Origin of the sequence: Salinimonas marina (assembly GCF_015644725.1) — a bacterium.
In the GTDB taxonomy this organism is placed as follows: domain Bacteria; phylum Pseudomonadota; class Gammaproteobacteria; order Enterobacterales; family Alteromonadaceae; genus Alteromonas.
On record NZ_CP064795.1, the window covers coordinates 1144785 to 1168686 of the forward strand.

General features: G+C 48.8%; 33 protein-coding genes and 2 pseudogenes. 20 read left to right on the forward strand and 15 right to left on the reverse strand.

Going from position 1 to position 23902, the window contains the following annotated elements:
- Positions 1-11 precede the first annotated feature (11 nt).
- The 14 genes and pseudogenes from IT774_RS04940 to IT774_RS17995 all read right to left on the reverse strand — a co-directional run.
- Positions 12-626: a hypothetical protein gene (locus IT774_RS04940; protein WP_195811597.1), complete on the reverse strand. Its 615-nt coding sequence runs from the start codon at positions 624-626 to the stop codon at positions 12-14.
- A 147-nt stretch (positions 627-773) separates the two neighbouring features.
- Positions 774-1142, reverse strand: a complete 369-nt coding sequence (locus IT774_RS04945) for a hypothetical protein (RefSeq protein WP_195811598.1) — start codon at positions 1140-1142, stop codon at positions 774-776.
- Positions 1143-1263: 121 nt separating this feature from the next.
- Positions 1264-1593: a hypothetical protein gene (locus IT774_RS04950; protein WP_195811599.1), complete on the reverse strand. Its 330-nt coding sequence runs from the start codon at positions 1591-1593 to the stop codon at positions 1264-1266.
- A gap of 69 nt (positions 1594-1662) precedes the next feature.
- A complete protein-coding gene (locus IT774_RS04955) occupies positions 1663-2160 on the reverse strand; it encodes a hypothetical protein (RefSeq protein ID WP_195811600.1) in 498 nt (165 codons plus the stop codon).
- A 157-nt stretch (positions 2161-2317) separates the two neighbouring features.
- The gene (locus tag IT774_RS04960; RefSeq protein ID WP_195811601.1) at positions 2318-2491 is read right to left on the reverse strand and encodes a hypothetical protein; all 174 of its coding nucleotides are present in this window, start codon (positions 2489-2491) and stop codon (positions 2318-2320) included.
- A gap of 125 nt (positions 2492-2616) precedes the next feature.
- Positions 2617-3195: a hypothetical protein gene (locus IT774_RS04965; RefSeq protein WP_195811602.1), complete on the reverse strand. Its 579-nt coding sequence runs from the start codon at positions 3193-3195 to the stop codon at positions 2617-2619.
- A gap of 65 nt (positions 3196-3260) precedes the next feature.
- Entirely contained in the window at positions 3261-3482 is a 222-nt protein-coding gene (locus IT774_RS04970; protein ID WP_195811603.1) for a helix-turn-helix domain-containing protein, read from the reverse strand.
- A complete protein-coding gene (locus IT774_RS04975; RefSeq protein WP_195811604.1) occupies positions 3472-4089 on the reverse strand; it encodes a DNA N-6-adenine-methyltransferase in 618 nt (205 codons plus the stop codon). The genes IT774_RS04970 and IT774_RS04975 overlap by 11 nt, the downstream gene beginning before the upstream one ends.
- Positions 4086-4331: a hypothetical protein gene (locus tag IT774_RS04980; protein WP_195811605.1), complete on the reverse strand. Its 246-nt coding sequence runs from the start codon at positions 4329-4331 to the stop codon at positions 4086-4088. The genes IT774_RS04975 and IT774_RS04980 overlap by 4 nt, the downstream gene beginning before the upstream one ends.
- 44 nt (positions 4332-4375) lie before the next feature.
- On the reverse strand, positions 4376-5332 hold the full coding sequence (locus IT774_RS04985) for a RecT family recombinase (protein ID WP_232365128.1): 957 nt from the start codon (positions 5330-5332) through the stop codon (positions 4376-4378).
- Positions 5332-6210, reverse strand: coding sequence for a PD-(D/E)XK nuclease-like domain-containing protein (locus IT774_RS04990; protein ID WP_195811606.1), 879 nt, complete (start codon positions 6208-6210; stop codon positions 5332-5334). The genes IT774_RS04985 and IT774_RS04990 overlap by 1 nt, the downstream gene beginning before the upstream one ends.
- Before the next feature lie 10 nt (positions 6211-6220).
- Positions 6221-6559: a hypothetical protein gene (locus IT774_RS04995; RefSeq protein WP_195811607.1), complete on the reverse strand. Its 339-nt coding sequence runs from the start codon at positions 6557-6559 to the stop codon at positions 6221-6223.
- An 805-nt stretch (positions 6560-7364) separates the two neighbouring features.
- Positions 7365-7847, reverse strand: a complete 483-nt coding sequence (locus IT774_RS05000) for a hypothetical protein (protein ID WP_232365129.1) — start codon at positions 7845-7847, stop codon at positions 7365-7367.
- Positions 7848-7859: 12 nt separating this feature from the next.
- Positions 7860-8048, reverse strand: a pseudogene (locus IT774_RS17995) (helix-turn-helix domain-containing protein); the annotation flags it as partial.
- Positions 8049-8404: 356 nt separating this feature from the next.
- Here IT774_RS17995 and IT774_RS05005 point away from each other — a divergent pair.
- The 13 genes and pseudogenes from IT774_RS05005 to IT774_RS05070 all read left to right on the forward strand — a co-directional run bounded on the left by IT774_RS05005 (position 8405) and on the right by IT774_RS05070 (position 19408).
- Positions 8405-8614, forward strand: coding sequence for a Cro/CI family transcriptional regulator (locus tag IT774_RS05005; protein ID WP_195811609.1), 210 nt, complete (start codon positions 8405-8407; stop codon positions 8612-8614).
- Positions 8615-8617: 3 nt separating this feature from the next.
- Positions 8618-8926, forward strand: a complete 309-nt coding sequence (locus tag IT774_RS05010; protein WP_195811610.1) for a hypothetical protein — start codon at positions 8618-8620, stop codon at positions 8924-8926.
- Positions 8926-9870, forward strand: coding sequence for a hypothetical protein (locus tag IT774_RS05015; RefSeq protein WP_195811611.1), 945 nt, complete (start codon positions 8926-8928; stop codon positions 9868-9870). The genes IT774_RS05010 and IT774_RS05015 overlap by 1 nt, the downstream gene beginning before the upstream one ends.
- 34 nt (positions 9871-9904) lie before the next feature.
- Positions 9905-10492, forward strand: a complete 588-nt coding sequence (locus IT774_RS05020) for a hypothetical protein (protein WP_195811612.1) — start codon at positions 9905-9907, stop codon at positions 10490-10492.
- A 467-nt stretch (positions 10493-10959) separates the two neighbouring features.
- Complete coding sequence (locus IT774_RS05030) at positions 10960-11367, forward strand: VRR-NUC domain-containing protein (protein WP_195811614.1); 408 nt, start codon at positions 10960-10962, stop codon at positions 11365-11367.
- A complete protein-coding gene (locus tag IT774_RS05035) occupies positions 11364-11747 on the forward strand; it encodes a Mor transcription activator family protein (RefSeq protein WP_195811615.1) in 384 nt (127 codons plus the stop codon). Before IT774_RS05030 ends, IT774_RS05035 begins: the two co-directional genes overlap by 4 nt.
- Complete coding sequence (locus IT774_RS05040) at positions 11716-12048, forward strand: hypothetical protein (protein ID WP_195811616.1); 333 nt, start codon at positions 11716-11718, stop codon at positions 12046-12048. Before IT774_RS05035 ends, IT774_RS05040 begins: the two co-directional genes overlap by 32 nt.
- On the forward strand, positions 12029-12673 hold the full coding sequence (locus IT774_RS05045) for a hypothetical protein (protein ID WP_195811617.1): 645 nt from the start codon (positions 12029-12031) through the stop codon (positions 12671-12673). The genes IT774_RS05040 and IT774_RS05045 overlap by 20 nt, the downstream gene beginning before the upstream one ends.
- A 142-nt stretch (positions 12674-12815) precedes the next feature.
- The gene (locus IT774_RS05050) at positions 12816-13313 is read left to right on the forward strand and encodes a hypothetical protein (RefSeq protein ID WP_195811618.1); all 498 of its coding nucleotides are present in this window, start codon (positions 12816-12818) and stop codon (positions 13311-13313) included.
- The gene (terL, locus tag IT774_RS05055; RefSeq protein ID WP_195811619.1) at positions 13274-14662 is read left to right on the forward strand and encodes a phage terminase large subunit; all 1389 of its coding nucleotides are present in this window, start codon (positions 13274-13276) and stop codon (positions 14660-14662) included. The genes IT774_RS05050 and terL overlap by 40 nt, the downstream gene beginning before the upstream one ends.
- An 84-nt stretch (positions 14663-14746) precedes the next feature.
- A pseudogene (locus IT774_RS05060) lies at positions 14747-16152 on the forward strand (DUF935 domain-containing protein).
- The gene (locus IT774_RS05065) at positions 16149-19163 is read left to right on the forward strand and encodes a phage minor head protein (RefSeq protein ID WP_195811620.1); all 3015 of its coding nucleotides are present in this window, start codon (positions 16149-16151) and stop codon (positions 19161-19163) included. Before IT774_RS05060 ends, IT774_RS05065 begins: the two are co-directional and overlap by 4 nt.
- Positions 19164-19168: 5 nt before the next feature.
- Complete coding sequence (locus IT774_RS05070; RefSeq protein ID WP_195811621.1) at positions 19169-19408, forward strand: hypothetical protein; 240 nt, start codon at positions 19169-19171, stop codon at positions 19406-19408.
- Here IT774_RS05070 and IT774_RS05075 read toward each other — a convergent pair.
- Positions 19405-19854: a hypothetical protein gene (locus IT774_RS05075; RefSeq protein ID WP_195811622.1), complete on the reverse strand. Its 450-nt coding sequence runs from the start codon at positions 19852-19854 to the stop codon at positions 19405-19407. The two genes, IT774_RS05070 and IT774_RS05075, sit on opposite strands and share 4 nt — an antisense overlap.
- Positions 19855-20146: 292 nt before the next feature.
- On the opposite strand from IT774_RS05075, the gene IT774_RS05080 reads away from it, so the two are divergent.
- From IT774_RS05080 to IT774_RS05110, 7 genes are all read left to right on the forward strand, one after another.
- On the forward strand, positions 20147-20581 hold the full coding sequence (locus IT774_RS05080; protein WP_195811623.1) for a hypothetical protein: 435 nt from the start codon (positions 20147-20149) through the stop codon (positions 20579-20581).
- Positions 20582-20738: 157 nt separating this feature from the next.
- Positions 20739-20969: a hypothetical protein gene (locus tag IT774_RS05085; RefSeq protein ID WP_195811624.1), complete on the forward strand. Its 231-nt coding sequence runs from the start codon at positions 20739-20741 to the stop codon at positions 20967-20969.
- Positions 20970-21071: 102 nt separating this feature from the next.
- Entirely contained in the window at positions 21072-21527 is a 456-nt protein-coding gene (locus IT774_RS05090) for a hypothetical protein (RefSeq protein ID WP_195811625.1), read from the forward strand.
- Entirely contained in the window at positions 21520-21723 is a 204-nt protein-coding gene (locus IT774_RS05095; RefSeq protein WP_195811626.1) for a hypothetical protein, read from the forward strand. The genes IT774_RS05090 and IT774_RS05095 overlap by 8 nt, the downstream gene beginning before the upstream one ends.
- A gap of 27 nt (positions 21724-21750) precedes the next feature.
- Positions 21751-22239 carry a single-stranded DNA-binding protein gene (ssb, locus tag IT774_RS05100; RefSeq protein ID WP_195811627.1) on the forward strand — a complete coding sequence of 163 codons (489 nt, stop codon included), beginning with the start codon at positions 21751-21753 and terminating at the stop codon, positions 22237-22239.
- A gap of 41 nt (positions 22240-22280) precedes the next feature.
- Positions 22281-22574: a hypothetical protein gene (locus tag IT774_RS05105; RefSeq protein ID WP_195811628.1), complete on the forward strand. Its 294-nt coding sequence runs from the start codon at positions 22281-22283 to the stop codon at positions 22572-22574.
- 347 nt (positions 22575-22921) lie between these two features.
- The gene (locus tag IT774_RS05110) at positions 22922-23899 is read left to right on the forward strand and encodes a hypothetical protein (protein WP_195811629.1); all 978 of its coding nucleotides are present in this window, start codon (positions 22922-22924) and stop codon (positions 23897-23899) included.
- Positions 23900-23902 lie beyond the last annotated feature (3 nt).

Sequence of the window (23902 nt, forward strand, 5' to 3'; positions counted from 1 at the left end):
TAAATCTATTTTTAACCACCATTGGCTACTTTTCCCTCAGTACTCCTCATTTTTCCGGTTTTCCAATCAAGATATAACATTCGAGAAAAAATAAGTGAAAAATAAATTGTCAGTATAAATACAATAAAACTAGCGAAATTAATGAACTTTAACTCTGAGGTGATTGTTACAAGTTCATATGACATCCAGAAATAACCTATAATGAAAGGAAGTAATATGCTCAAGTTGTAGATTGTATTAATTCTGTTCCACTTTCCAGTGAATACTCGATATCGAAACTCAGAATCTGTTTCAAACATTAACGACAATGATTCAGGAGTTGAGCCATATACATCTATCAATAACTTTTCATACCTTATAAATAATAACATTTCTCTAATGGTGCTAATAGTGTAATTTATAGCAAATGCCAGCGATACAATATATAAGATGAAAATGGCGTAGATTGATTTTACTTCAAAGCCAATCATAGCCAGTTTTATTGAGGTGTTCATTTCAGTTGTGTTGTATATAAATAAAGATAGCAAAAATATACTTGCAGAAGTTTTGTCTAATTTATTTCTTAGTATCCTAATGTTTTTTAAGTTATCTTCCAGTAGTTCTATTTCTTTTTCTTTAATATTCATTTAAATGTAAATCCTATACATTTTCTGTCTGATGGCCAACTCAAAGATAAGGGACATTAGGACGGTGGCTATATTATAAGCAACTGATTTACGTGTTACTATCCCAGCGAGCATCCTAACGTTTCAACGCAATTGTTATGTATGTGATCAATTGACTTGCATTGATGATGGGTTGTTGTTTTGCGTAATTGTGTAATTAGCTACAACTCCATTCTTTAGCAAAATATCTAGAGTTTTTTGATTTCCAGTCGTTTTAACATCCATAGTAACTATGTAGCTCTGGGCTTTGGCAGTGCCAGCTGAATAGAAGTAGAGCCATTTTTCTTCATTTTGAGAAATAACACTTTTTGAATATGGCTCACCAAAAATCTGAGACAGTTCTGACGCAGTAGTCTTACCCTTCTGAATCTCAGATGCTTTTTCGATAGGAAAGTCCGTTCCAACTGAATACGTTGATGTGGCGCAGCCAAATAAAGTGGTAAGTGACAGTGCTATAGCAAAAATACCTTTTTTCATAATTATTCCTTAAATTATATAACTTACCGTAAAAAGCAAAAATACGCAGGTTACAATACCAAATGAAGCGCGAGGAGTCTCCGTGATTTTGTCCCTGCGAGTGTATGCGCTTGTTATGGGTCTATTTGATGTAGGCAACGACAACTTGTGCAATGCCGACTAGAACGAGCACTGCAGTGAGTATGTTAAGGGAAAATGCTACTCGTCCGGACGATTTCGAAGACTCTTCAAACGTATTTTCCAGGCTGCAAATTCGTTTGTTTAGTTCCTCCATTGCTGTATTTACTTTTCGAATCGCGCTTGTCTGTTTTCCTAGAGCAACCTGAATGTCCTCTGTACTGCGGACAATTATTGCAGCTTTTTGCTGCTCATAAACCTGTGAACCTGGCTGAGCTGTCCCAGCCATTTCTGTTAGAATTTCATCTTTTGTTTTATTTTGAACGTGACTCATTTTGTCAGACTTCCTTGTAAGCATAACGACCCAAAATTGGGTAATTACCAGGTTTGTATATAAAGTTCTCTAGTCTTTGGGTTGAACTGGTATTTCATCATTTTTTTCTCTTATCAAATTTTTCATTTTCAATAAAGTACGTTCAGAATTTTCCATTGATATTGATTTAAAATCATTTAAATCAATACCTTCTTTAACAAAGGCGTGCTTTTCTTGCCGAGTTAATTTTACTGGAGATTTAGCATCCAAAACTCTAATCGCCCATAAACGCATTGCCTCTTTATCAGTAGTAGCCTGGAGTGTGCGTAAGGTACCTGATGTATTAGTGTCTTTGCTCAAGATGCTAACGGCAATCTTCACATATTCCGTGTCCACTTTTGTATTCTCAATCGAAGTTGACACTAGCCAACTCGAGATTATTAATGCTATCGGTAAACCGAAACCAGCTAACCATTGGATTATATTTTCATTATTTGCTAGAAATTTTTTCAAGACTGGAAAATCCTTTTCGTATAACGCTCGCACAATAAGTAATGCCTGAAGGCCGTAATTGTTACCTTGAAGCACAACGTTTGCTCTTCGCTCACCGAAGTCTGCTAGGTGAGGGGCACACTTAAAAAACGGCCCAGTGGACCCCAATTGGTGCAGTTTGAAAATTTGGCTCAAATGAGGGTAATCAGACCCTCGTTAAGTACCTTTTCCCTTATCAGCCACTCGTTATACGTCAATTGCGGTCAATCACTTTTATTTTTTCGTTATCCTCATACCACACCATCATAATATGGCCATTATAATACAAAGGGATACCAAAGCCGGTTTCATCAGCTACAGCTTGCCCAATAACTTCACAAACCACTTCCTTTCCATCAACTTCACTAAGCACTTTCCATCCAATCATTTTTATTCCTTTATAGCGAATTAAACAAGCATCCCTATAGGGGACCATACGAACGCGTATGGGGATCTAATATCGTCCAAATGTGGCGCAGCTTAAGCGGGCTTGATGCCCTTTATAAAGATAGGTTACAAAAGGTAATTCAGCAGGGCCAAGAAAAAAGTAGCAAAAGGAAACGCTTTCAACCAGAACGTAGAAAATTTCTCGCTAGAGTTAGTTAAACTGGAATGCACGTCATTGGCTTCCTGTAAAGCGGCCAATGTTTGATTGAAGTTTTTATGTATTACATTTGCTTGGTGATCTGCAAGTTTGTGCATCATAGGTTCTACTTTAGTGACCTTTTTATCAGAGAGGAGCTCATAACAACTAGCAACATCCTGGCGCATTTCTTCTTGTATTTCTTTAATGGTTTCAATAATAGTTTTATTATTTTTATTCAAGAATGTAGCTTTATCGCGATTCCAAGAGAATTGAAAATTTACCAACATATAAACGGCTATTATGAGCAGCAAAGTGGTTGCGTCCAAAAAACTAGCGGATTCAAACCTGAACCATGTAACCTTTTCCAGCTTGATAGCGCCCAACTCCATTACAATTACAGCAAAACTTAATCCAATAGTCTTGGCTCTATATTTGGTGGTTTCTTCGCTTATCCAGTTTTCTAATACGGGCGGCTCTTTTATCCAGGTGTGTAGCCACTTAAACATCACAAAATCCTTTTTCTCATTTTCCCCAGTCTAATAAAAAAAGGCGGGGAATGCCCGCCTTTCTCTTAACCTACCTGTTGCACCTGGAAGTTCTGTTGTTCCCAGGCTATAACGTCCGCCTTGCTATACAGGGCCATTTTGCCGGTGAAGCAGGGCAGGGGAAACCCCTTTGTTTCGCGCCAGTATAATAGGGTGCGCTTGCTCAAATTACCGTATCGTTCACACAGTTGTTTACTGCTTATGTAACCACCGGGTTGGAAATCAATAACGTTTGTTTCAGCTTGCATTTGGGATCCCCTGTAATAGCTCTAATTGTTTTCGTTCTTCGTTAATCCTGGTCGTTTCTTCGTATAGCCAGGTAATGGGCACATATTTGGTTGTCATATTGCCCAATGTGCCTGGGCCGTAAATGATGTAACAGGATCCTTTGTTCTGATTGCCAGCTGGCTTTCCGGTGTCTTCACGTAAAAACTGGATCCGACCTGATATATTTCTTTTACCATCCCGATTCACACCGGTTACAACTCTGATTTCTGATGCCCTGGTGGGCCACCACCCTGAATCTGGCGTGTGTGGTACCAGCAGAACCGTTACCAGTGCATTGGCTTTGGCTTCGTATTCAGCCTTGACCAGCCAGGGTCCGATATCATCATAGGGCGGATTACACCAGGCAGCGCGACCAGCAAACGGTAAACAACGGCTGGCCCAATTCACTGTTAGCGCGTTTTCTTCCTGGGTGATAAACGCTGGTACCTTTGCATTTTTCACAGACGCTGCAACATCAACCCCGAAATCAAACTCACCATCTAAAGGCACAAACGCATAATCTGGGGTGCGCCATAAGTTGCGGATCCCGTCCGGCGTGTTGGTCTTAAAGGGTGATACCGTTTTCATAGGGCGCCACCGTGGCGCAAATTACGTTCAACCTTTGTCAGTGTATTAACTGCCATGTTTGGGGTGGCGGTAGCCAGCAGGTAAACCAGCTTTTGTAATTCCGGGTAATACCCCACCCGGAACGACAGCCTTTTTGCACACCGGCGCACAGCCTGGGCAGCATCGCGCCTTTCAACTTGAGCCAAACGCATGGCCAGCAGTAACACCACAATATCATTTAGTCCGCGTTGTCTAGCGTCCATACCTTTTACCTTGTAGAGCGGGGCACCAGGCCCCGCAAAGCCTATCATTCGTTAGTGTCTGCAGCTGCAGCGGTTAACGCTTTTTTACGCCGCTTGTAGGCGTCCAACAGATGCGAACGTTCAAAGTCTGACACCGCCCCGGTTTCAATTGCGCCGGTGACTTCACCCGTTACTTTTTCCAATTCCATCAGGCTTTCGGTTCCTTCAATGGCACTGAGAAAATCCACCGCCAGCCCTGATAATTCTTCGCTGGCCACTTCTTCGGTGTACTTTTCCACCACCGCTTTTGCCGCCGCCTTTTTGGTAGCTTTGGACGGGGCCGGGTTGATATCTTTGATACCGGCCGGCTCCAATTCGTCTGCAGTGTAAACGCCCAGGATTGCTTCGGGGCAGTACAGACGGGCAAAACGTTTACTGGCCAGGTATGCCAGCTGTTGTTTCGGATCCGCCGCCCACAGGGTTGAATTACGCACCTGGGCCTGAGTCAGTAACAGGGTTAATTCCCGCGGCTCACTTTCACCACGTAGCGTGGCTGATATGGTGATACCCAGCCCGTCTTCGTCTTTATCAGACCATGCCGGCACCTTGTAAGGCTTGCCGCTTTGGTTGGTCTTGGTAGTGAACTTGCCCAGGATCTTTTCCCATGCCCCGAACCAGTCATAATGAAATGACCCGGTAATGCGGCCAGAGGTCTGAAGTACCGCTGTTACCAGCTGGGCTTCGTAACCCAACACGCCATTAATCAAACAGGTTTTTTGGCCTACCACGAAAGGATCCAGGCCCCACCGCAAAGCTTGCATGGTGATAGCGAAGCAATCCGCCTTATTGCCGCGTAGATGGTTTGGTACCGTGGATACACCACTGGCCATGTAATCGGCGTACTTTTCTACCATGCTCATATACTGGGCATTCATCATCATGTTAGCCATTGGATTGGCCAGCGATAAATCACCGCCCATTGGGCTGGCTTGGTCATTTGATTGTGCGATTGAAAGGTTCATTATGCGGCTTGCTCCATATCGGTTAATTCTTTTAATTCCCAGGGTTTCAGTGACAGTACAACTGGCTGATCCGAATACCCGGTAAAGTGGTTAAATGTCATTGCGTCCGCTAAATCGTGCAGCGCTTTACGGTATTTCAAATGCCCCAGGCGGCGGCTTTCATCATCAAAAACAATTGGCGCGGTACACACGTATGGTTTCTCTTTTTCAACCGCCAGGAAGGCGAATTCTTCGGCCCCTGTAACGTCCAGATAAAGCGCATCTTGCATGTGGTACATCAGCCGCTTGGCAACCCGTCCAAATTCTTCGGGGCTCGCAGACGCAGCAGATTTAACATCAACCACCCGATTACCCACGCGCATATCGGGGCGGCATTTCACGATAAGGCCCGTTTCAATATCACGCTTGAAATAGGACACTTCGGCTTTGCCCCCGGCCAGCAACTTGGCACCGAACGGGTGACGCTCGACTGAATCACGCATACCAAAGCAGTGGTCCCAATCATCCTGGGTGATGATGGTTTTCTGGCTATTCTCAGCCACGAACGCATCCCAGGCTTTGCCCCGGCGTAGTTTTATATCAGCCGGTTGTACAACGAATTCACTTTCAAATTTGTGGGGCTCCAAAATCAAACCATGGGCCGCCTTACCAATATCAAACGCCTTTGATTCTTTTCGCTCCATTTCGCCGGTCAGGTATAGCGCCTGGTATTTGCGTGGGCATTCGATAAAGACTTTAAGCTTTGACGTACTAACCCCAGTACAGCAGTGGTAAACGTCCGAATGAAGGTTTTCTTTAATCAGGGTTTCACCAGGGGCGAGGGTGGCCAGTTTCTTATTTAGCCGGGTAATCTGACCTTTTATAATTGATGCTTTCATGGCTGGACCCTTACTTAACTAATGACAAATTGGTGGCATAGGATTTGGTGCTGGTTTCTGGCTTATCGTCCATCAGGATCCGGTATTGACCTGGGCGGCCAACTACCAACCAGAAGAACCCCGCATATAAGGATGATATTTCTGTGTAGTTGTCTTTCAGCCAGTCAGAGGGACCGAATACATTTAACTGGTGGTTCAATGCTGTCATAGCTTGCAGTAACCGGGACTTAGACCGTTCGCTGGGCATCGTCTGATACATCAACACCGCGAAGCGCACCTTTAGCATTAACTGTTGTTCGATAAGCTTATTTGAAACGCCTAATTTTGTTGTGTTTACTATCTCAAACATGGTAAATTTCCCTGTTGGTTTTGGGCGTTGGTTGCGCCCTACATTCAAGAACCCGCCACGCCAGGCGGGTTTTTTTGTGCCTGTTGTTTGGTACAACCTGGTAACAACAGAACACGGCTAGCCGGTTTACGCTTTCTTACACCTTTGCTTGTTCGCCTTTGGCGCAGGTTTGCGTTTGACTGCGCATTAAATGTATTCGTTAAACGAACGATTGGCAAGTAAAAAGTTTTGTTTGAAGTGAAGTGGCTTTGCAAAACGAACTTGGTGTGTTCATTTCACGAATATAACGTTTTCTTCTAATCGGGTACTAAATGTGGGGATGGGATACTAATAGTTCCCAGGCAGATCAAAAAGTGACCATGTGTGCAGGTTTGGGCAAACGCCAGGGATAAAAAAAGCCCTTTCGGGCTTTTCATTGGGTAGGGTGTGTATTGCTAGTCAACCATTTGAACGAGTCGTATGGTTGTGGAATCCCCGTACTCTTTGCATATCGTGGCGAGCTGGTCTATTAAAGTCCCGGCATCTGTTATATCTAAAACTGTCATGCTTCTGAATACTTGGCCGGACGTTCCGCCAACGCTATTATCATGCACTGCAACGAGCTTGATTGATGGGAATTGCATTCGCTGTTTTGTTCCTTGACTGCATTCTAAAACGGTCACAATCCGACCGCGCAATGAGTATACAACGGAAGTTTTATAAACAGAACAAATTTAGATCAATAAATTGGCGGTACACGAACTAATTTAATGTTTCGTTAGTGGAACCAAATCACTTGTGGGTATGACTACCAAAAAGAAAGGGCCTATACAGGCCCATATCGGTAGTAAACTTTCCCGCAGATGGGGATCTTACTCTGATGCTCTTTTGAGATTGCTTGCTTGGTGTCCCGGTAGGCATCTATCACCGTCCAGGTTCCATCAACTTCAACGAATATCTGGTGGACCGCAAAGGTACCAACCTGGGAAATACAATAGAATGCCCCTGATTCTGTTACCGCATTATCCGCCGTATCCACAATAACCCGGTCCCCAATATTCACATTGGGCGCGGACGCACGGCTGTTGGTTTCAAACCAGGCCAGGTTCTTTGGTTTCGGGTGATTGGCCAGCATCCGGGCATCAATCAACAGTCCTTCGTTTGTATCCGTTTCACCATCAGGTAACAGCAATGGGACTTGTACAAGTGGTGATGTGAATTCACTAGGGCTTTCAAAATCCCACACACCAGGAATCGCCGCCAACAGTTCTGCTTCATCCGAGCTTACCGGGGATCCACGGCCATCCATAAGCCAATCCTGGGTACAGTTGAGAAGTTTACATAACTTATTAACGTAAGCCCCACGCGGTAAGGCTCGACCCACAAACCAGGCATTAACCGTTGATTTTGCGGCGCCTGTCTTCCTTGCAATATCCGCCTGTGAGTATTCCAATTCAGCAGCCCGCTTTTCTATTCGCTTGGCCACTTGTACATTAAATTCCAATTCCATTTTTACAATACCTAACCTTTATATACACCGTATAGAGAGCGGATATCGCCGCCCCAACTTGTTATATATTTTGAAAAAACACTTCCGAAATAGATTTTCAAAAATCGATTTTCAAAATTCGATTTTCAAAATATTGATTTCCAAAACTGCTTTTCCGACTCCCTTATATGCCCCATTGCCAGGCGAGTTATGCATCCTTGTCGCGCCTATCTAGTCTCAAAAAATTCAGGGCATTTCTGGCAACGCTAATCTACCACTTTATTACGAATACGCATTACTTGTTGACGGGTTTCCAAAACGAATATAAAGTTTCAAAAACAAAACCGAACGCTATCAAAACGAACGGAGGCAGACGCATGACAAAGACCCAGGCAATAACCTTTTTTCGATCTCAAAAAGCACTTGGCGAAGCTATCGGAAAAGCAAAATCAACGGTTTCTAACTATTCGGAGATCTTGCCCCGTGGTGTGCAGTTTGAAATCCAGGTTAAAACCCAGGGCCAGTTAATGGCTGACCCCGAATTTTACCAACAACCAAACTTTCAAAACCAACACTTAGGATCTTAATCAATGTCGAACAAAACCAACAGCAAAGGCGCAGCAATAAATATGGCGTTACTTTTGTCTGCAATTGTCGAAACCGGCAATACACCTACTGGCAACCTGATTGGCAAAGATGCCGCTTTCGTTTCTCGTTTAAAAACCGGAGAGAAAAGTTTAACCCTGGATGAATTCGCCCAGCTTATTGCCGGCGTAGGGTTAGAACTGGCCCCCATAGCTGAAACCTCTATCACGATAGAGAGAGAACTTTTTATATCTCTTAATTACCTGGCGCGTCTGGGCCTGGCATCCATGCAAACACCGATAGAGCTGCAGTAATGAGAGCGCCCGAATACAAGCTGGCTTTAGATAAGCGATTACACCCCATGGCGCGGCTTTTATACATGACGCTTAGGTCAATGGTTAGCTACAAGACTGGCAAAGTAAAAGTGATTCTGCCGGTTCTGGTGGAACTATTGGCCTATGAAGCACCTTATCGATCCAAAGCAAAAGTGAGTAATCCAACTCTTAAACAAGTGCGCCAATGGCTTGTGATTTTGGAGCAAAGAAAGTTACTTCAAAAAGTCTCTGCAGGAGACATAAAAAAGGGAATTCCGCCTGTTTTTTCTCTTCCATTTATCAAAAACGAGATGGGCACGGGAGATGGGCATGGAGATGGGCACGGAACAAGTCAAGCAGGGCGCGGGCTACAGACCGAAGATAGGCACGGAGATGGGCACGGGAGATGGGCACATGATGGGCACGGAGATGGTCACGGAGATGGGCACCAGACAATCCAGCAACCACGCGGGCTGCAGAGCGAAGATGGGCACGAAGATGGGCACGAAGATGGGCACATTAAGTATCAGAGTAAAAGAAAAGAAAATATATATATAAACACGCCCGCGAAAAATTTTACAGGTGAGCCAATCCCAGCTAGTCAGATTCAGTTTGATGATGAATTCATGGGCATGGCCAAGCTGGTAGGACTAACCAACCTAGACCATGAACACGTTAACGCGGTGTTTGTGGGAATGACCAGCCACAAGAACAAACGCCACCTAGCACAATCACGGGCCGACTGGCTTGCAGATTTTCGCGGATGGTGTGCAAAGCACAAAGTTTTCACAGCAGGAACCAACAACCATGCATACCAATACCAACAGCCTGGCCAGTTTAACAACGGCTATGGAAAACAAAATCAGAGCAAGACAGCCAAGATCCTTGAGTTCACCCAGCGCTATGCCGCTGCCTGTGCCGGCGATGAATATCCAGACTTCTAAGATTAAACAGGCAGTGTTGACGGACCTTATCCCTGTGTTTGTCGCATACACCAATGATTTTGCTGGTAAGTATTCTGACCACTTTGAAACCATGGCCGCTGAATACGCCACCAGACTGGTGGTACACCGTGTAAATCGTGAAGCCATGGCGCGTGGTATTGAGCGCTTCAAAAAACAATGCCACGGGGCAAACAAGTGGACGCCTAACCCGGAAGAATTCGCCCGCATGTGTATCTTGCAACCCGAAGACCTGGGCATACCCAGTTTTGACAATGCGGTGATTGAAATCGAACGGGCCCGGATAGCCAGCCGCCAGGGCAAGCAAGTGGAGTACACCCACCGAATCGTCCGCCTGATGGACGCCCGCATTGGTGCAAACCTTTATACCGCGCCAAGCCGAAAAGATTTCCTGGCGATGGCCAAGCCTGAATATACCCACTGGGTAAGCGTAGCCATGGCCGGCCAGTTACCCCCTGAACGATTGGCGATTGGCCACACGATTGAAAATGAATTACCGGCCCATTTGAAGAACGTAAAAGCCCTTGATGATGATACGCCACTGTCTAGACGTTTAAAAAGTCTGCGAGAAGCGGCCCAGGATCGCCGTGGTGATGAAAAGTAATGCGATTAGTACACCTGTTGCCCCTAGATGAACAAAAACCCTTACAGCGCGATTTAAAGGCATCTTTGATGGCATGGAAAATTGCTACCGGAAAGACCACGAGGGCAGCCGTTACCACAAGCCTGGCAAAGCTGGGTTTAAACAAATACAAGGATATGTGCCAACGCCTGGACAAATACCTGGCCATGCACCCGTCCTACATGAACGCCAATAGCGTGAACGTACCACCGATTTACACAGAGCAGAGCCCAACACGGGGCCGCGTGATTGTTCGCGGTAGCCGCCCAAAGATTGCAAGGAGCAGAGCAGGACAAACCGGATCCAGCGATGGGTTGTGGTCGGTCCCAGTCAATTGATTTGGAACCAGCGGGAATAAGCAATTAGGCCGAAGACATACCAGGAGGAACCGTGCCTGGGGCCGAAACGCGGTTAACTTATTTTGTCACTTTCAGGAGCTTTTTACAGCCATGGCAAGCCAGCTTGAAGATCAACACCAGATCGCATTAATCGACTGGTCACACCGTCAAAAATTACCCACTTCGCCCACCGTTAAAAAAGGGGCGTTTGTGTCGGATTACCTGTTTCACATACCCAACGGCGGCAAGCGCGGAAAGCTTGAAGCAGTGCGCTTTAAGCGGATGGGCGTTAAAGCTGGTGTATCCGATCTGTTCCTACCCGTACCGCTTCACAGTTTCAGCGGTTTGTGGGTGGAATTGAAGGCCCCGTTTATTGATTCAAAAGACAAGAATTACCCTAGCAAAGACCAGCGCGAATGGCTCGACAAAATGAGCGTGGCGGGGTTTGCGGTTGCCGTGTGTTACGGCTGGCTGGAAGCAAAAGACATTATTTGTAATTACCTGGTGGGCAAAGCATGAGCTACGAAAAATACACCCCGTCTTCGGTTTGGGAAAAAGACATTGCCGAGGTGATCGGCATTGATGGCCTGGTGGCACTGGAAAAGGCGTTTGGTGCCCGGTACCTGTATATCACGCTACAGCAACCCAAGCCTGACCTGGTGGCCGCTATCGGCCAGGAAGCCGCCACCAAGCTAACCCGCATCTTTGGCGGTGAGGATATTTACGTACCAAGGGTGGTTTTACGCCAGATCCGCAATGACCATTTAGAAGAAGGCAAAAACGCGGGTAAAACTGTTCACGAATTAGCCGCACAATTCAGCATCAAATCCAAGCGAATAATAACAATTCTAAAAGAGCGCGGAGAACATGCACGGACAAAACGCAGACCTGAACAGTAAGTGGGTTCAATCCATTATCGGCATCGGTATGCCCCTGTTAACGCTAAGTATCGGGGGCCTATCAGCCTGGATGATGAAGATTGACGAACGTCAGTACACGATTAATAAAAATTACGTGAGCAAGGCAGAACTAAAAGAAACGATGGACAATTTATCGTCCATTATCGAAGCCCGCCGAGTAGAGCAGGAACAGGCCAACCGCCTGGTTTTAGAAGAAATTCGAGAAACCAACCTGAACGTCCAAAAGCTTGCCATATCCCTGGAACGCAGAACCCGCGCAAATGAAACGCAAACATTCTAAGTATTACTATGGCCTGGTCGATGAGAACCAAGCCAAAACCCTATCCTGGCGCGTGTGTAGCGCCCTGGGCCATGGGGTAAATCAAACCGCCCACCACCTGGTCATTGAAACCGCCTGTGCTGAATCGCAGCTGGGTACCTATATGGATACCACCCCAAACAATGGTTTTGGCCTTCACCAGCTAGATCGCATCGGGATCCGCGACACCATAGAGCGGACCCGCCGCAAGGATTACGACACCGTACGCAATTGCTTTGGCATCAGCCTGGAACGAATCACCCCCGACCAGGTAGCCAATGACCCCCTGGTATCAACCATCCTTTGCCGGCTTAAATACAAACTGGTACCCGAGGAAATCCCGGCGGACCTGTTAAGCCGTGCCGTTTACTGGAAACGCTATTACAACACCGCCGCGGGCAAGGGAACCACTGAACACTACCTGGCCAGCGCCGAACGCCTTTTATACCAACAACAAAGGGGCACCCATGCCAGCGTTACTACTCAAAGCACTAAAAGAAATCCTATTGGCCATGGTGTTAAAACTTGCCTGGCAAACCCTGGCCGAGCGCTTCGTTACCCGCCTGGTCTTATGGGGCCTGGCAAAGTTACGCAGCTGGTCAACTAACCAGGTATTGGACGACACCATAACCGACATTATAAACAGCTTGCGGGGCAAAGGGCTGGACGTAATCGACACCGAATACACCGACCTGCCAGCCAAGTAATACGGGCCCCTTTTGGGGCTCAATCCCTTTAAGGGGGCAACCATGCCAGCACGTAAAACCGCCGCCAAAAAGAAAACGGCCACTAAAACGTTAACCACCCAGCAAGCCCAACGAGCCGACCTGGCAGACAAAGCCCTGGATTTGAAAAAGAAGGGGTACAGCTACCGGGAAATTGGCAACAAGTTAAAAATCGGGACTTCCACCGCCCATAAGTACATCGCCCAGGAACTTACAAAACTGGCCGAAATGACCCAGGAAAAGACGATGGAATACCGCCAGCTGCAGATTGAACGGCTGGAAAAGTTATTGCGCGTTTCCATGGAACTGGCCACCACAGGCGATTTAAACGCCATTGATAAGGCCAGACGAATTATTGATAGTCTTTCACAAGTTACCGGCGCCAACGCCCCCACCAAGATTGCCGCCACCACCCCAGACGGGGAAGAAGCAGCACCAGGCGGAATTATCGTTGTGCCAGCGGTAGCAGGATCGGTGGATGAATGGCTGCAGCAGTACGCGCCGAAAAGCAACAACCCATAGCCTGGCGCCCCCAACCGGGGCCACAGGAAGCGTTACTGGCTTGCCCGCTTGAAGATATTCTTTATGGCGGCAGCCGGGGCGGGGGTAAAACTGACGGATTTCTGGGTAAGTGGGGCCAGCGCTATAAGCTATACGGCGGGGGATTGCGGGGTATCTTTGTGCGCCGTACCTATGACGAACTAGACGAAGTGGTGGCCCGCAGCCTGGAAATATACCCAGCCATTGGGGGCGATTGGAAACAGCAGCGCCGTACCTGGTATTTCCCTGGTGGCGCACGGCTTAAAATGCGATCCCTGGAACGTGACACAGACGCAGCAAAGTACCAGGGCCACAGTTACACGGACGTTTACGTGGATGAAGCCGGGAACTTTCCTGATCCTGGTCCAATCAACAAACTACGCGCTACCCTACGAAACCCGCACGGCATCCCCGCCAGTTTCAATCTGTCCGCTAACCCTGGCGGGCCTGGGCATGAATGGCTGAAAAAGCGTTACTTTGACCCAGCCCCGGACGGGTTTACCCCAATCATTGATGAAGTGACCGGCGAGCCCAGGATATACATACCATCGCGCCTGGAAGACAACAAAATACTGATGGAAACCGACCCCACGTACCGCAACCGGATCATGGCATCAGGTCCCAGCTGGTTGGTACAAGCCTGGTTGAAAGGTGATTGGAACGCCACGCCCGAGGGTGGGCTTATCAAAGCTAAATGGTTTCAAAAGTACGACAAGCCGCCCCAGTCCTTTTTACGGGTGGTTATTTCTCTGGATACAGCTTACAAACCTGGTCAACACAATGACCCCAGCGTGGCTACTGTATGGGGCCAGGCGGACGATGGGTATTACCTGTTGTACGTGTGGCGGGATAGGGTGGAATTTCCCGAGCTAAAACGGATCCTGGCTAGTCTGTATTTGACCTGGAAAGCGGACGCAATACTGATTGAAGACAAGGCCAGTGGCCAGTCATTAATCCAGGAAGCCCGGGCCGGCATCAAGGTTGAAGGATTGCCGCGTCTGTTGAATCTGCCCGTTATCCCAATCGAACCAGAGGGTAACAAACTGGATCGCCTGATTGCGGTATCCACTCAGTTTGAAGCGGGCCTGGTGCATTTGCCCTACCACGCGCCCTGGTTGTTGGATTTTGAAATTGAGTTAACCACGTTTCCCCTGGCACCGCATGACGACCAGGTGGACAGTACCAGCCAGTTTTTACGATGGGTAAGCCAGCGCACGGTCAACATTAAACACGCCAGCACAGGTGGCCGTTCACGCCAGGAAACGCAACACGAAGAAGCGCCCGCCGTTCGAGTATCAAACCGCAGCCGCACCAATTACAGAGGTTACTAAATGCCAGAGTTGAAGAAGCAACAAAAACAAGAATTAAGCCGCGCCGACCATGGCAAACTGATGGCCGCCGCATTGATTGAGGGCATGATCCAGAACCCCGATAAGATTCTACGGGGCCAGGGTGGTGGCCAGCTGGACGTTTACAAGGACCTGTTACGCGATGACCAGGTGGCAAGCTGTTTTCAGCAACGCCGCCGCGCCGTTGTCACCAGCGAATGGGAAGTAACCCCGCATCAGACAGCCCTAAAGACGAGAAGGTTGCCGAGTTTGTCCGGGCGAACCTTCGCATCATGCGCCTGGACCGGATTACTGATCGTATGCTGTACGCCATCCACTATGGGTACGCGGTGGGCGAAATCATTTGGGCCTACAGTGATAAGTTAAAAGCCGTGGTGGTGGATACTATCAAGGTTCGTGACCGTTCGCGTTTTCGCTTTGGAACCAATGGCGAGCTGTATTTGTTGAAGCCTGGCGTAAAAGCCGAACTGATGCCAGCGAAGAAATTCTGGGTATTTGATGTGGGTTCCGACAATGACGATAACCCCTATGGTGAAGGACTCGCCGCCGCGTTGTACTGGCCGGTATTCTTCAAGCGTAACGGGATTAAGTTCTGGATGATTTACCTGGAAAAATTCGGGATGCCTACTGCAGCCGCGAAACTTAGCCAGGCACAAATGAATGACCCCCACCAGGTTTCGCTTGCCTTGTCGGTGCTTGACGCTATCCAGGCGGACAGTGGCGTGGTGATCCCGGAAGACTTCATGGTGGAACTGCTCGAAGCCAGCCGCAGTGGAACCGCGGATTACAACATGTTACGCCAGGCGATGGATGCCAGCATTGCCAAAATTATTCTATCGCAGACCATGACCACCGATAATGGCAGCAGCCAGTCCCAGGCAACGGTACACAAGGGCGTAAAAGATGAAGTGGTTAAAAGCGATGCCGATCTGATTTGCCAGAGTTTTAACGAGCAGGTGATTAAACAGCTGATTGATATTAATTACCCTGGTGCAGAGTATCCCACCGTATGGCGCAAGACTGAGCCCGAAGCGGACCTGGTGCAGCTGGCCGAGCGTGACACCAAAATAATGAGCCTGGGATTTGAGCCCACCGAAGAATACGTGGCCGATACCTACGGCCCAGGCTGGCGTAAAAAAGCCGCCGAGCCAGCCCTACCACTGGATCCCGTGGCACAAATGGGGCCTGAGTTTGCCGAGGTTTCCCCGCTGACCGAAAAGCGCGTGAACCATCGCCGTGATCAGCAATCGTTAGTTGATGCCGCCGCCTACCTGGCCACCCAGTACCAGGCTGTTTATGGCAAGCGTGTGGACCAATTACTGGCCTACCTGGAAGACTCAAGCGACCCGGAGCAATTTAAACAACACCTGTTTGAAATGATGGCCGAACCGGCCCCCGAGAGCATGACCAGCGCGGTAACGAACGCCAGCTGGACCGCACGGCTTATGGGTATGGTTAAGGGTAAAAGATGATTCTCAATTTCTTTGAAAACGTAACCAGTTTCGATATGCCGCCCCAGGATGCCATAAACCATTTTACGGCAAAGGGGCTGGCCCCAACCTGGAACTGGTACCAAATGCTGGGCCAGCAGCATGATACGGCTTTTACCGTGGCCAAAATGATGGACCTGGACCTGTTGAACACGGTTAAAGGGCAGCTGGATAAGGTGATTGCCACGGGCGGCACCCTGGACGAATTCAAAGAAAACCTGATCCCGTTTCTGCAGAAAAAGGGGTGGTGGGGTCAACAGGATATTATCGGGCCTGGCGGGGTGGTGAATACCGTCCAGCTGGGCAGTGCTTCACGGCTTGAAACCATCTTTCGTACCAACCTGCAAAGCGCCTACGCGGCCGGGCATTGGGACAGCATCATGGCCAACGCAGACGATCAGCCGTATTTGATGTATGACGCGGTGGACGACTACGCGACCAGGGATACACACAAGAAGCTAGACCAGGTGGTTTACCCCATTGGCCACCCATTCTGGGAAACTTACTACCCGCCAAATGATTACAATTGCCGGTGTGGTGTTATCCAGATGGACGCGGACGAGGTAGCCGCCATGGGCCTGAAAATCGGTAAACACAAAATGGAATATTACCCCTGGGTGAGCCCGCTATCGGGTAAGACGCATTCGATCCCGGTTGGCGTGGGCCCAGGCTTTAATCATAACTCTGGCAAATCGTACCTGGCGAAACTCAAAGAAACCCAGGCCACGAAGCTGGGGAAAATGGACACCAAGAGCCAGACAGCCGCGAAAAAGGGGATTAAGGCAACCGATGATAAGGCCACAAAGAAAAACGCCACCATGGGCGATATAGGACCAGATGCCCGGGCCCAGGCAAAAGCCGCCGCCAAAGCCAAAGCCGATGCCTTGCACGAATTAACCATCATTGCCCTGGGACAAGCGACCAAGCAAGCCAGCATTAAAAAAACCATCCTGGCCAAGTGGGACAAGAACGGTACCAGTAAGGCGTTGAAGGACAACCCCGAAGAACTGTTGGCCAAAGTGGTGGAAGAAGCCGCCAAGGTTCAGGCCCAGAAAGAGAAAACCAAGGCGTTGAACGGCTTTAAAACCAAGATCCTGGACGGAAAGCTACCCACCGCCAAGCAACAACAGGTATTTGATTCATTGGATGAAGCGGACCAGGGCAAGGTACTGGCCGCCATTGATGCGAAAAAAGCCCAGCTGGCCGAAGATATCGCCGTGCCCGTTGCCCAGGCTATTGATGATATTCCGGTACCACCACCCCAGGCACCGATTAAACCCAAAGTGGCCGGCGTGGATACCCAGCTACAGTGGGCCAATATGAAACAGATAGGGGGCCAGAAAGGCAGCAACCAGGGCGGGCTTTATTACGACCAGGAAACCGGGAAACAGTGGTATATCAAGCGCCCGCCAAGCGATGCCCATGCGCGTAATGAAGTGCTGGCCACGCGCCTGTATGAATTGGCCGGCGTAGACGTGCCCAACGTCCAGCTGATGGTTGGCCCTGGTGGTGAATTACGGGTGGCTTCACAGATTATTGAAGACCTGCAGGAAAGCGGGGCCAAGCTGACCAGCGGCAAGATCCAGAACATTAACGAAGGGTTCGCCGTGGATGCCTGGCTGGCCAACTGGGACGTGGTGGGCCTGTCCTTTGATAATATGAAAATTGCCGGGAACAAGGCCATACGCCTGGATACGGGCGGGGCGTTATATTACCGGGCTATGGGCGCCAACAAGGGCAGCGCATTTGGCCACAAGGTACCGGAGATCGACACGTTACGCGATCCGGGCACCAATCCCCAGGCAGCCAAAGTATTTGCCAGCGTGACCGATAACGACATACGCCAGGGCGTTGCCCGAATAGATGCCATTACTGATGCCCAGCTGGCCAGTGTTATACGCGACTATGCACCGGCGGACCTGGTGGACGATTTACTGGCCACAATGCTGGCACGTAAAGCGGACCTGGTAGGGCGATTCCTGCCAGCCAAAGCCGTGACCAAAGAGCAGCTGAAAAGGGCGGAAACGCGATTAAAAGAACGGGTGGCCAGCGCCGTAACCCGGCTGGACGATGAATTAACCCGTACCGTTAAAGGAATGCAGCGCTATTACGCAGAGAATGGGAATACTTACCGGGCAGTGGATAAGGAGCGATTCACCGAAGCAAAGGCCACGTATGAAAATCTGATTGCACACCCGGCAATTACCATTCAAACGTATAAAGACCTGGTACAGCATTACGAGCCCTGGATCCTGCAATTGGAAGCAGCCCTGGCGGAATCTTCGGTAATGTCCGGCGAATGGTTCAAAGGCTGGCAGGGCAGCGCAACGATTCGACAAGATGCTATCGAAGACTATGCAGCAACCATGTTTGCCAAAGTGGGCATATCCGAGGAAGATGGATTGGATTTACTGGTGGCCTACGCCGGGCCCCATGAGCGTAACGGGAATATTCCCAATGCTGGCAGCCACGCCGCGTTTGAACGGTTGCACAAGGCACATAAGCTGGCTATTGCAACCTATACGGGTTCGCATTATTCAGAGGTGAACAAAGCCCTGTTTAAACGCAAGGTGAATGACCGCCACCAGGGTTACGTTGATTTGTTAAACGAAGCCCTGGAACTGTCCGACAAATATAAGGGCATATCGTCCAGGGGATTAAGGTTAGGTGAGGACGACTTTAAGCGGTGGATAGCAGACCATAAACACGCGTTAATCAATAAGCAGCCAGTACGGTACCTGAACTTTCAAAGCAGCACCAAGGGCGAAAACGCGGCATTTACTGGCAACGTTATCATACAGTTTGAGAGTGAGCGCGGCGTACATGTAAACCCCATCAGCCGCAATGCAGGGCGTGAAAATGAGGTGTTATTTCAGGCGGGTAGTTTGTTTTACGTGACTCATATTAAGAAGCAGGGCACCAAGTTGTTAATCAAACTAACCGATGCCCCAGCCGATGCCCAGGTACCAGAACAATTTGAATTTAGCGAATAGGGGGAATGATGGAAGATTTTAATATAACAATCCTGGACCAGAGTCCGGAAGTGATAGAGCAGTTTTTAAAGGAAACAGGCAAGACCCGCGAAGAAGTGGAACAGATGGTGGCCCGGTCAGAGGAAAGCTGGGAACGCACCAAGGGGGAGCCATTGAAAGGCACCAACCCGGACCTGGAAGATAAATTTACCTTTGTACCGGCTTACGATGTAGTGAAGCCAAAGGACAAGCCGCGCCGGGGTTAATCCCGGCGTTGTTCGCTTTTTAATTTTTCTAGAAATTGCTCTTCGAAAGTATTCATAGCCCAACCAGCCCATGCCCCGACGACAAGGAAGACAACTCCTGCAGCGACCGAAAAATGCAGTATTAAAAACTCAAACCCTAGCACAAAAGCAATAGGCCCCGAGACAACAAAACCAATCCAGCTATATCTTGTAAAAACTTGACGAGCCGCAGAGTCGGTTTCTTCTCTGACTTTGATATTCAACAGTGTGAGTAATGCGGCTGTAGAAAGCGCTAGGCTCATAGCCATACAAATTGTCGCAAAGTGTAAAAAATCGGACTCTTTCAGTTGCTCGAAGCCGCTAAATAAGGCAAGAAAGTAAGCAAAGCTAGCACCTGTTACGGCCGTTAAAATCGCTTCTTTCCATTTCATGAACCCGCTATCACTAAATCGTATTTTGTCACTCACGCTAAAATCCTTTTAATTCAGTATCTAGCGCCAAGCTTACCCCAGTTTTAGACAATAAAAAACCCGCCTAAGTTGGGCGGGCTTTTGCTATGTGGAAGTTCTGGGAGGAACACCGCAAGTATCGTTACCCGCCCGAATGAATGCAATACCCCCCAACACTAATATTTTGTTTTCCTTGTTCGCCAAGTACATATGAAGTAGTTTCGTAAAGCGAACAAATAACGCTTGACGGTTAGCGCAACGCGTATGATTATGTTAGCTCAACACGAACGAAGCCAACTAGGAAATAAACATGCAAGCCAGAACCAAAATGTTTTTCCCACTTACCTGGGGCCAAACCAAAACCGTTCTAGTCCCCGCATTAGGCGGCGATGAGGACACCATCCGAATGGTTGAACGGTTATCGTATTTTTTCAAAGTTCAGCTTTTCAGTCAGTACGCCGGGGCGCCCGCGTTTTGGTGCCAAGCCCATAACGGCGCAGTCATGCACGCTATGGGACAGCCAGAACGGTTTGAAGCAGAGTTATTGCCGATTAAATGGTTCAGCGGCACCGCCCTGGTATCTGTAGAAGCGTTAAACCTAATTGCCAATTACCGGACCATGTATTACCTGGCCAGACAAAGCCGTGGGGAAGAAGCCCGCGCATTGTTGCACAACGCCACCCTGTTGGTGGAGATTATCGACAACCACCCAGAGCGGGCCGAAATTCATTTGTTTTTAGGGTAATCGCCATGGCCAGAAGTGGTCCAGAACGGTTTCAGGATCATCTGGAACGACAGCGCGAACGGGGCCTGGTCCGGGCCTCGTTCTTTATCCCCCAGGGGACACGGACACAAGTACAGAATTTTATTAACCAATTGAAGAAAAGACAGGACACGCCGCAATGATGACAGGACAACAAGCAAAGCATTTTCTAGGGATGATTTCGCTGATTTCAGTATTAGAAAAGGCAGACGTTGATTACATGCTAACCACGGTTGCCGATGGTTCCCGCGTGATTGTAGTGGGCCAAAAAGCGGACAGCAAGAGCCCCCGGATGGAATCATTACCGTTACTAAAAACGGGATCATCAGCGAGGGCAACGATATGGTTAGAAAGATCTCAGAACAGCTAACACAGACGATTGACCACCACCTGAACAGCATCGGAAGCGGTGCCCAGGTAGAAACAAACGTTTACAACATGCCGCGCAAAGTCGCGCACTAAGGGGAATGCTATGTGGATTTTTACAAGTAAAGGAATGGTTTCTTGCGTACGACACAACAAAAAGCCCAGCACCATTTTGGTACGCGCCCGGCAGAAAGACCATATTCTGGAATTTATCGGGGTGAATAACGAACATGCTTATTTCTTCCTGGACCGATGCGATTATAACCACCGCGCAGAAATCCATGAAATTGAATTCAAACGCCTGGTGTTACTGCAGATAGACCGGATCCAATACCCGGACTTTAAAGGCAGCATCCCCAAAGACCCCAGCTTTAACGGGTACCGCCTAGCATGTGGGGAAGTGTGGCAAACCATGAATGATTTTAAATTCGGCTATTACGAGCCATCCGCCAGAATTTACAGCGAGGATTACCCGCCGGCAAAAATCGACAATCAATTACCACCGGTAAGCCAGAACTTTACGGATTGGTACGCGGACGAAATCGGGGTGGAAAATGCTTAATAAGTTCTGGCTGTTAACGGTACAAACCGGACCGCTGAAATTTAACGTGAAATTCAAAGGGAAGTCCCCGGCGTCCTACCTGGCAGACATAAACAGCCGGGGCCAAAAGGTGGTGTTAACGCACACCCTGGAAGTGGGGAAAAACGAATACGACAAGCTGATGGCATGTGCCGCAGTTAAAGACGGGAACCTTTAACGGTTCCCATTACCAAGGAATAAATACATGGCGTCACGCGGCGTTAATAAAGTGATTTTGGTGGGTAATCTGGGTACGGATCCAGAGGTGCGATACATGCCTAATGGCAATGCCGTGGCCAACCTTTCCCTGGCTACAAGCGAAAGCTGGAAAGACCAACAGGGCCAGGTCCAGGAGCGTACCGAATGGCACCGCCTGGTAATGTACAAACGCCTGGCAGAAGTGGCCGGCGAATACCTGGCGAAAGGTTCGCAAATTTACGTAGAGGGCAAATTGCAGACCCGTAAATGGCAGGACCAGCAAGGCCAGGAACGTTACAGCACGGAAATCGTGGTGGATACCATGCAAATGTTAGGCGGCAAAGGCGAGGGTAGCGGTAATGGCACACCACGCCCCAGCAACCCGGATGCACGACAACAGCAAACCGGGGTACCGCAAAGCCGGTTGAATCAGCGCCAGCCCGCGCCACCAATGGCCGAACCTGATTTTGATTTTGATGAAGATTTGCCCTTTTAACTGATACAACCAGACATAGGAACCATTAGAGGTACCCCGGAATGAAAACAGCAAAACCAACAACCAATATTACTGAAATCGCCGCCCAGATGATGCTTGAGTCTGGCAGATTTTGGACCACCAACGAGCTGGCCGAAGCGTTGAAAATAAACAAAGTAAAGGCGTCTGGAACATTACGCAATATTCGCTACGGGGCCAAATACCGCTACGAATACCGCGAATGCTCAAGCACAATGAAAGTAATTTCAATTGGCGGGACCGATACCAAACAGGATTGTTTGTGGTCCCTTGCCCTGGGCATCAAAACGCCGGGTGCATTCTTCAACCGCGTATAGCCCCCAAATTACAGCCGGAGCCGCCCACCATGGGCGGTTCTTTGTTTTACCCACACCAACACACCCCCGACACCGCAAAGTCGCACCACGGCCCCCTATAGCTTTTTTCACGGGTAATCAAAGTATTTGCGTTGCTGTAAAACATGCGAAAACCAGGCAGAACATTAAAGCCACCGCATGAAAAGAATTAACATTTTCAAAATGGGGACGCACACCAGCGCATCAGGGCACGAACACTCCTTTACTGAGAATGACCTTGCAAATGCCGCCGAGGTGTACGACCCCGCCCTACACGAAGCCCCCTGGTAATTGGCCACCCTAAAGACAATGCCCCCGCGTTTGGTTGGGTGAAATCTTTAGACGTGGTTAACGGCCATGTGGACGCGGTACCCCACCAGGTAAACGCTGACTTTGCCGAAATGGTCAAAGACGGAGCTTTCAAGAAAGTATCGGCCAGCTGGTACATGCCAGACCACCCAGGAAACCCCAAGCCTGGTGCAATGTATTTGCGCCACGTAGGTTTCCTGGGCGCACAACCGCCAGCCATTAAAGGGTTGCGCGGTGCCGAGTTTGCCGAAGATGAAGATCACGACAGCCTGATCGTGAACTTTGAAGAAAGCCTGGCGGATGCAATCACCCTGGACGGGATCGGCGGCGTGTTTAAGCGCTTGCGTGAATTCCTAATTGATAAGTTCAGCCGTGAAGAAGCAGACGCCGTGGTACCGGATTACGTGATCCAGGATCTACAAGACGCCGCCAAACACAAGGCGGTAAACGCCGAACCATTCTTACCCCACAACTACAACGAAAACCAAACAGGTGAGCCAATGACACTTGAAGAACTACAGGCCCAGGTTGCCCAGCTGCAAGCAGACAACGCAACTTTAACCGCAACCAATGCCCAGCTGACAACTGACAACGCCAATTTTGCAGAGCAGAAAAAAGCGATTCGCACCCAGGCAATTGAAGCCGGCCTAGATAAATTGATTGCAGACGGAAAGCTGGCCAGCGGCAACAAAGCCCAGGCCCTGGCATTTTGCGAAGCGATGGAAGCCGGCGCACAAATGTTTGAATTTGGCGAAGGTGACGAGAAAACCCAGGCCACTGGCGCCGATGCCCTGATCACCTTTTTGGGTACCCAGTCCGCGGTTGATTTCAAAGAGCAATCCGCCGGCGAACGTATCCCAGCCAAACCATTCACCGCGCAAGAGCTGGCAGCCAAGGCCCTTGAATTTCAGGAAGCAGAGAAAGCACAGGGCCGGGTAATTCACATTTCCCAGGCGGTGAATGCTGTCCAAAAACAACAACTAGAACAAGCGGAGTAATCC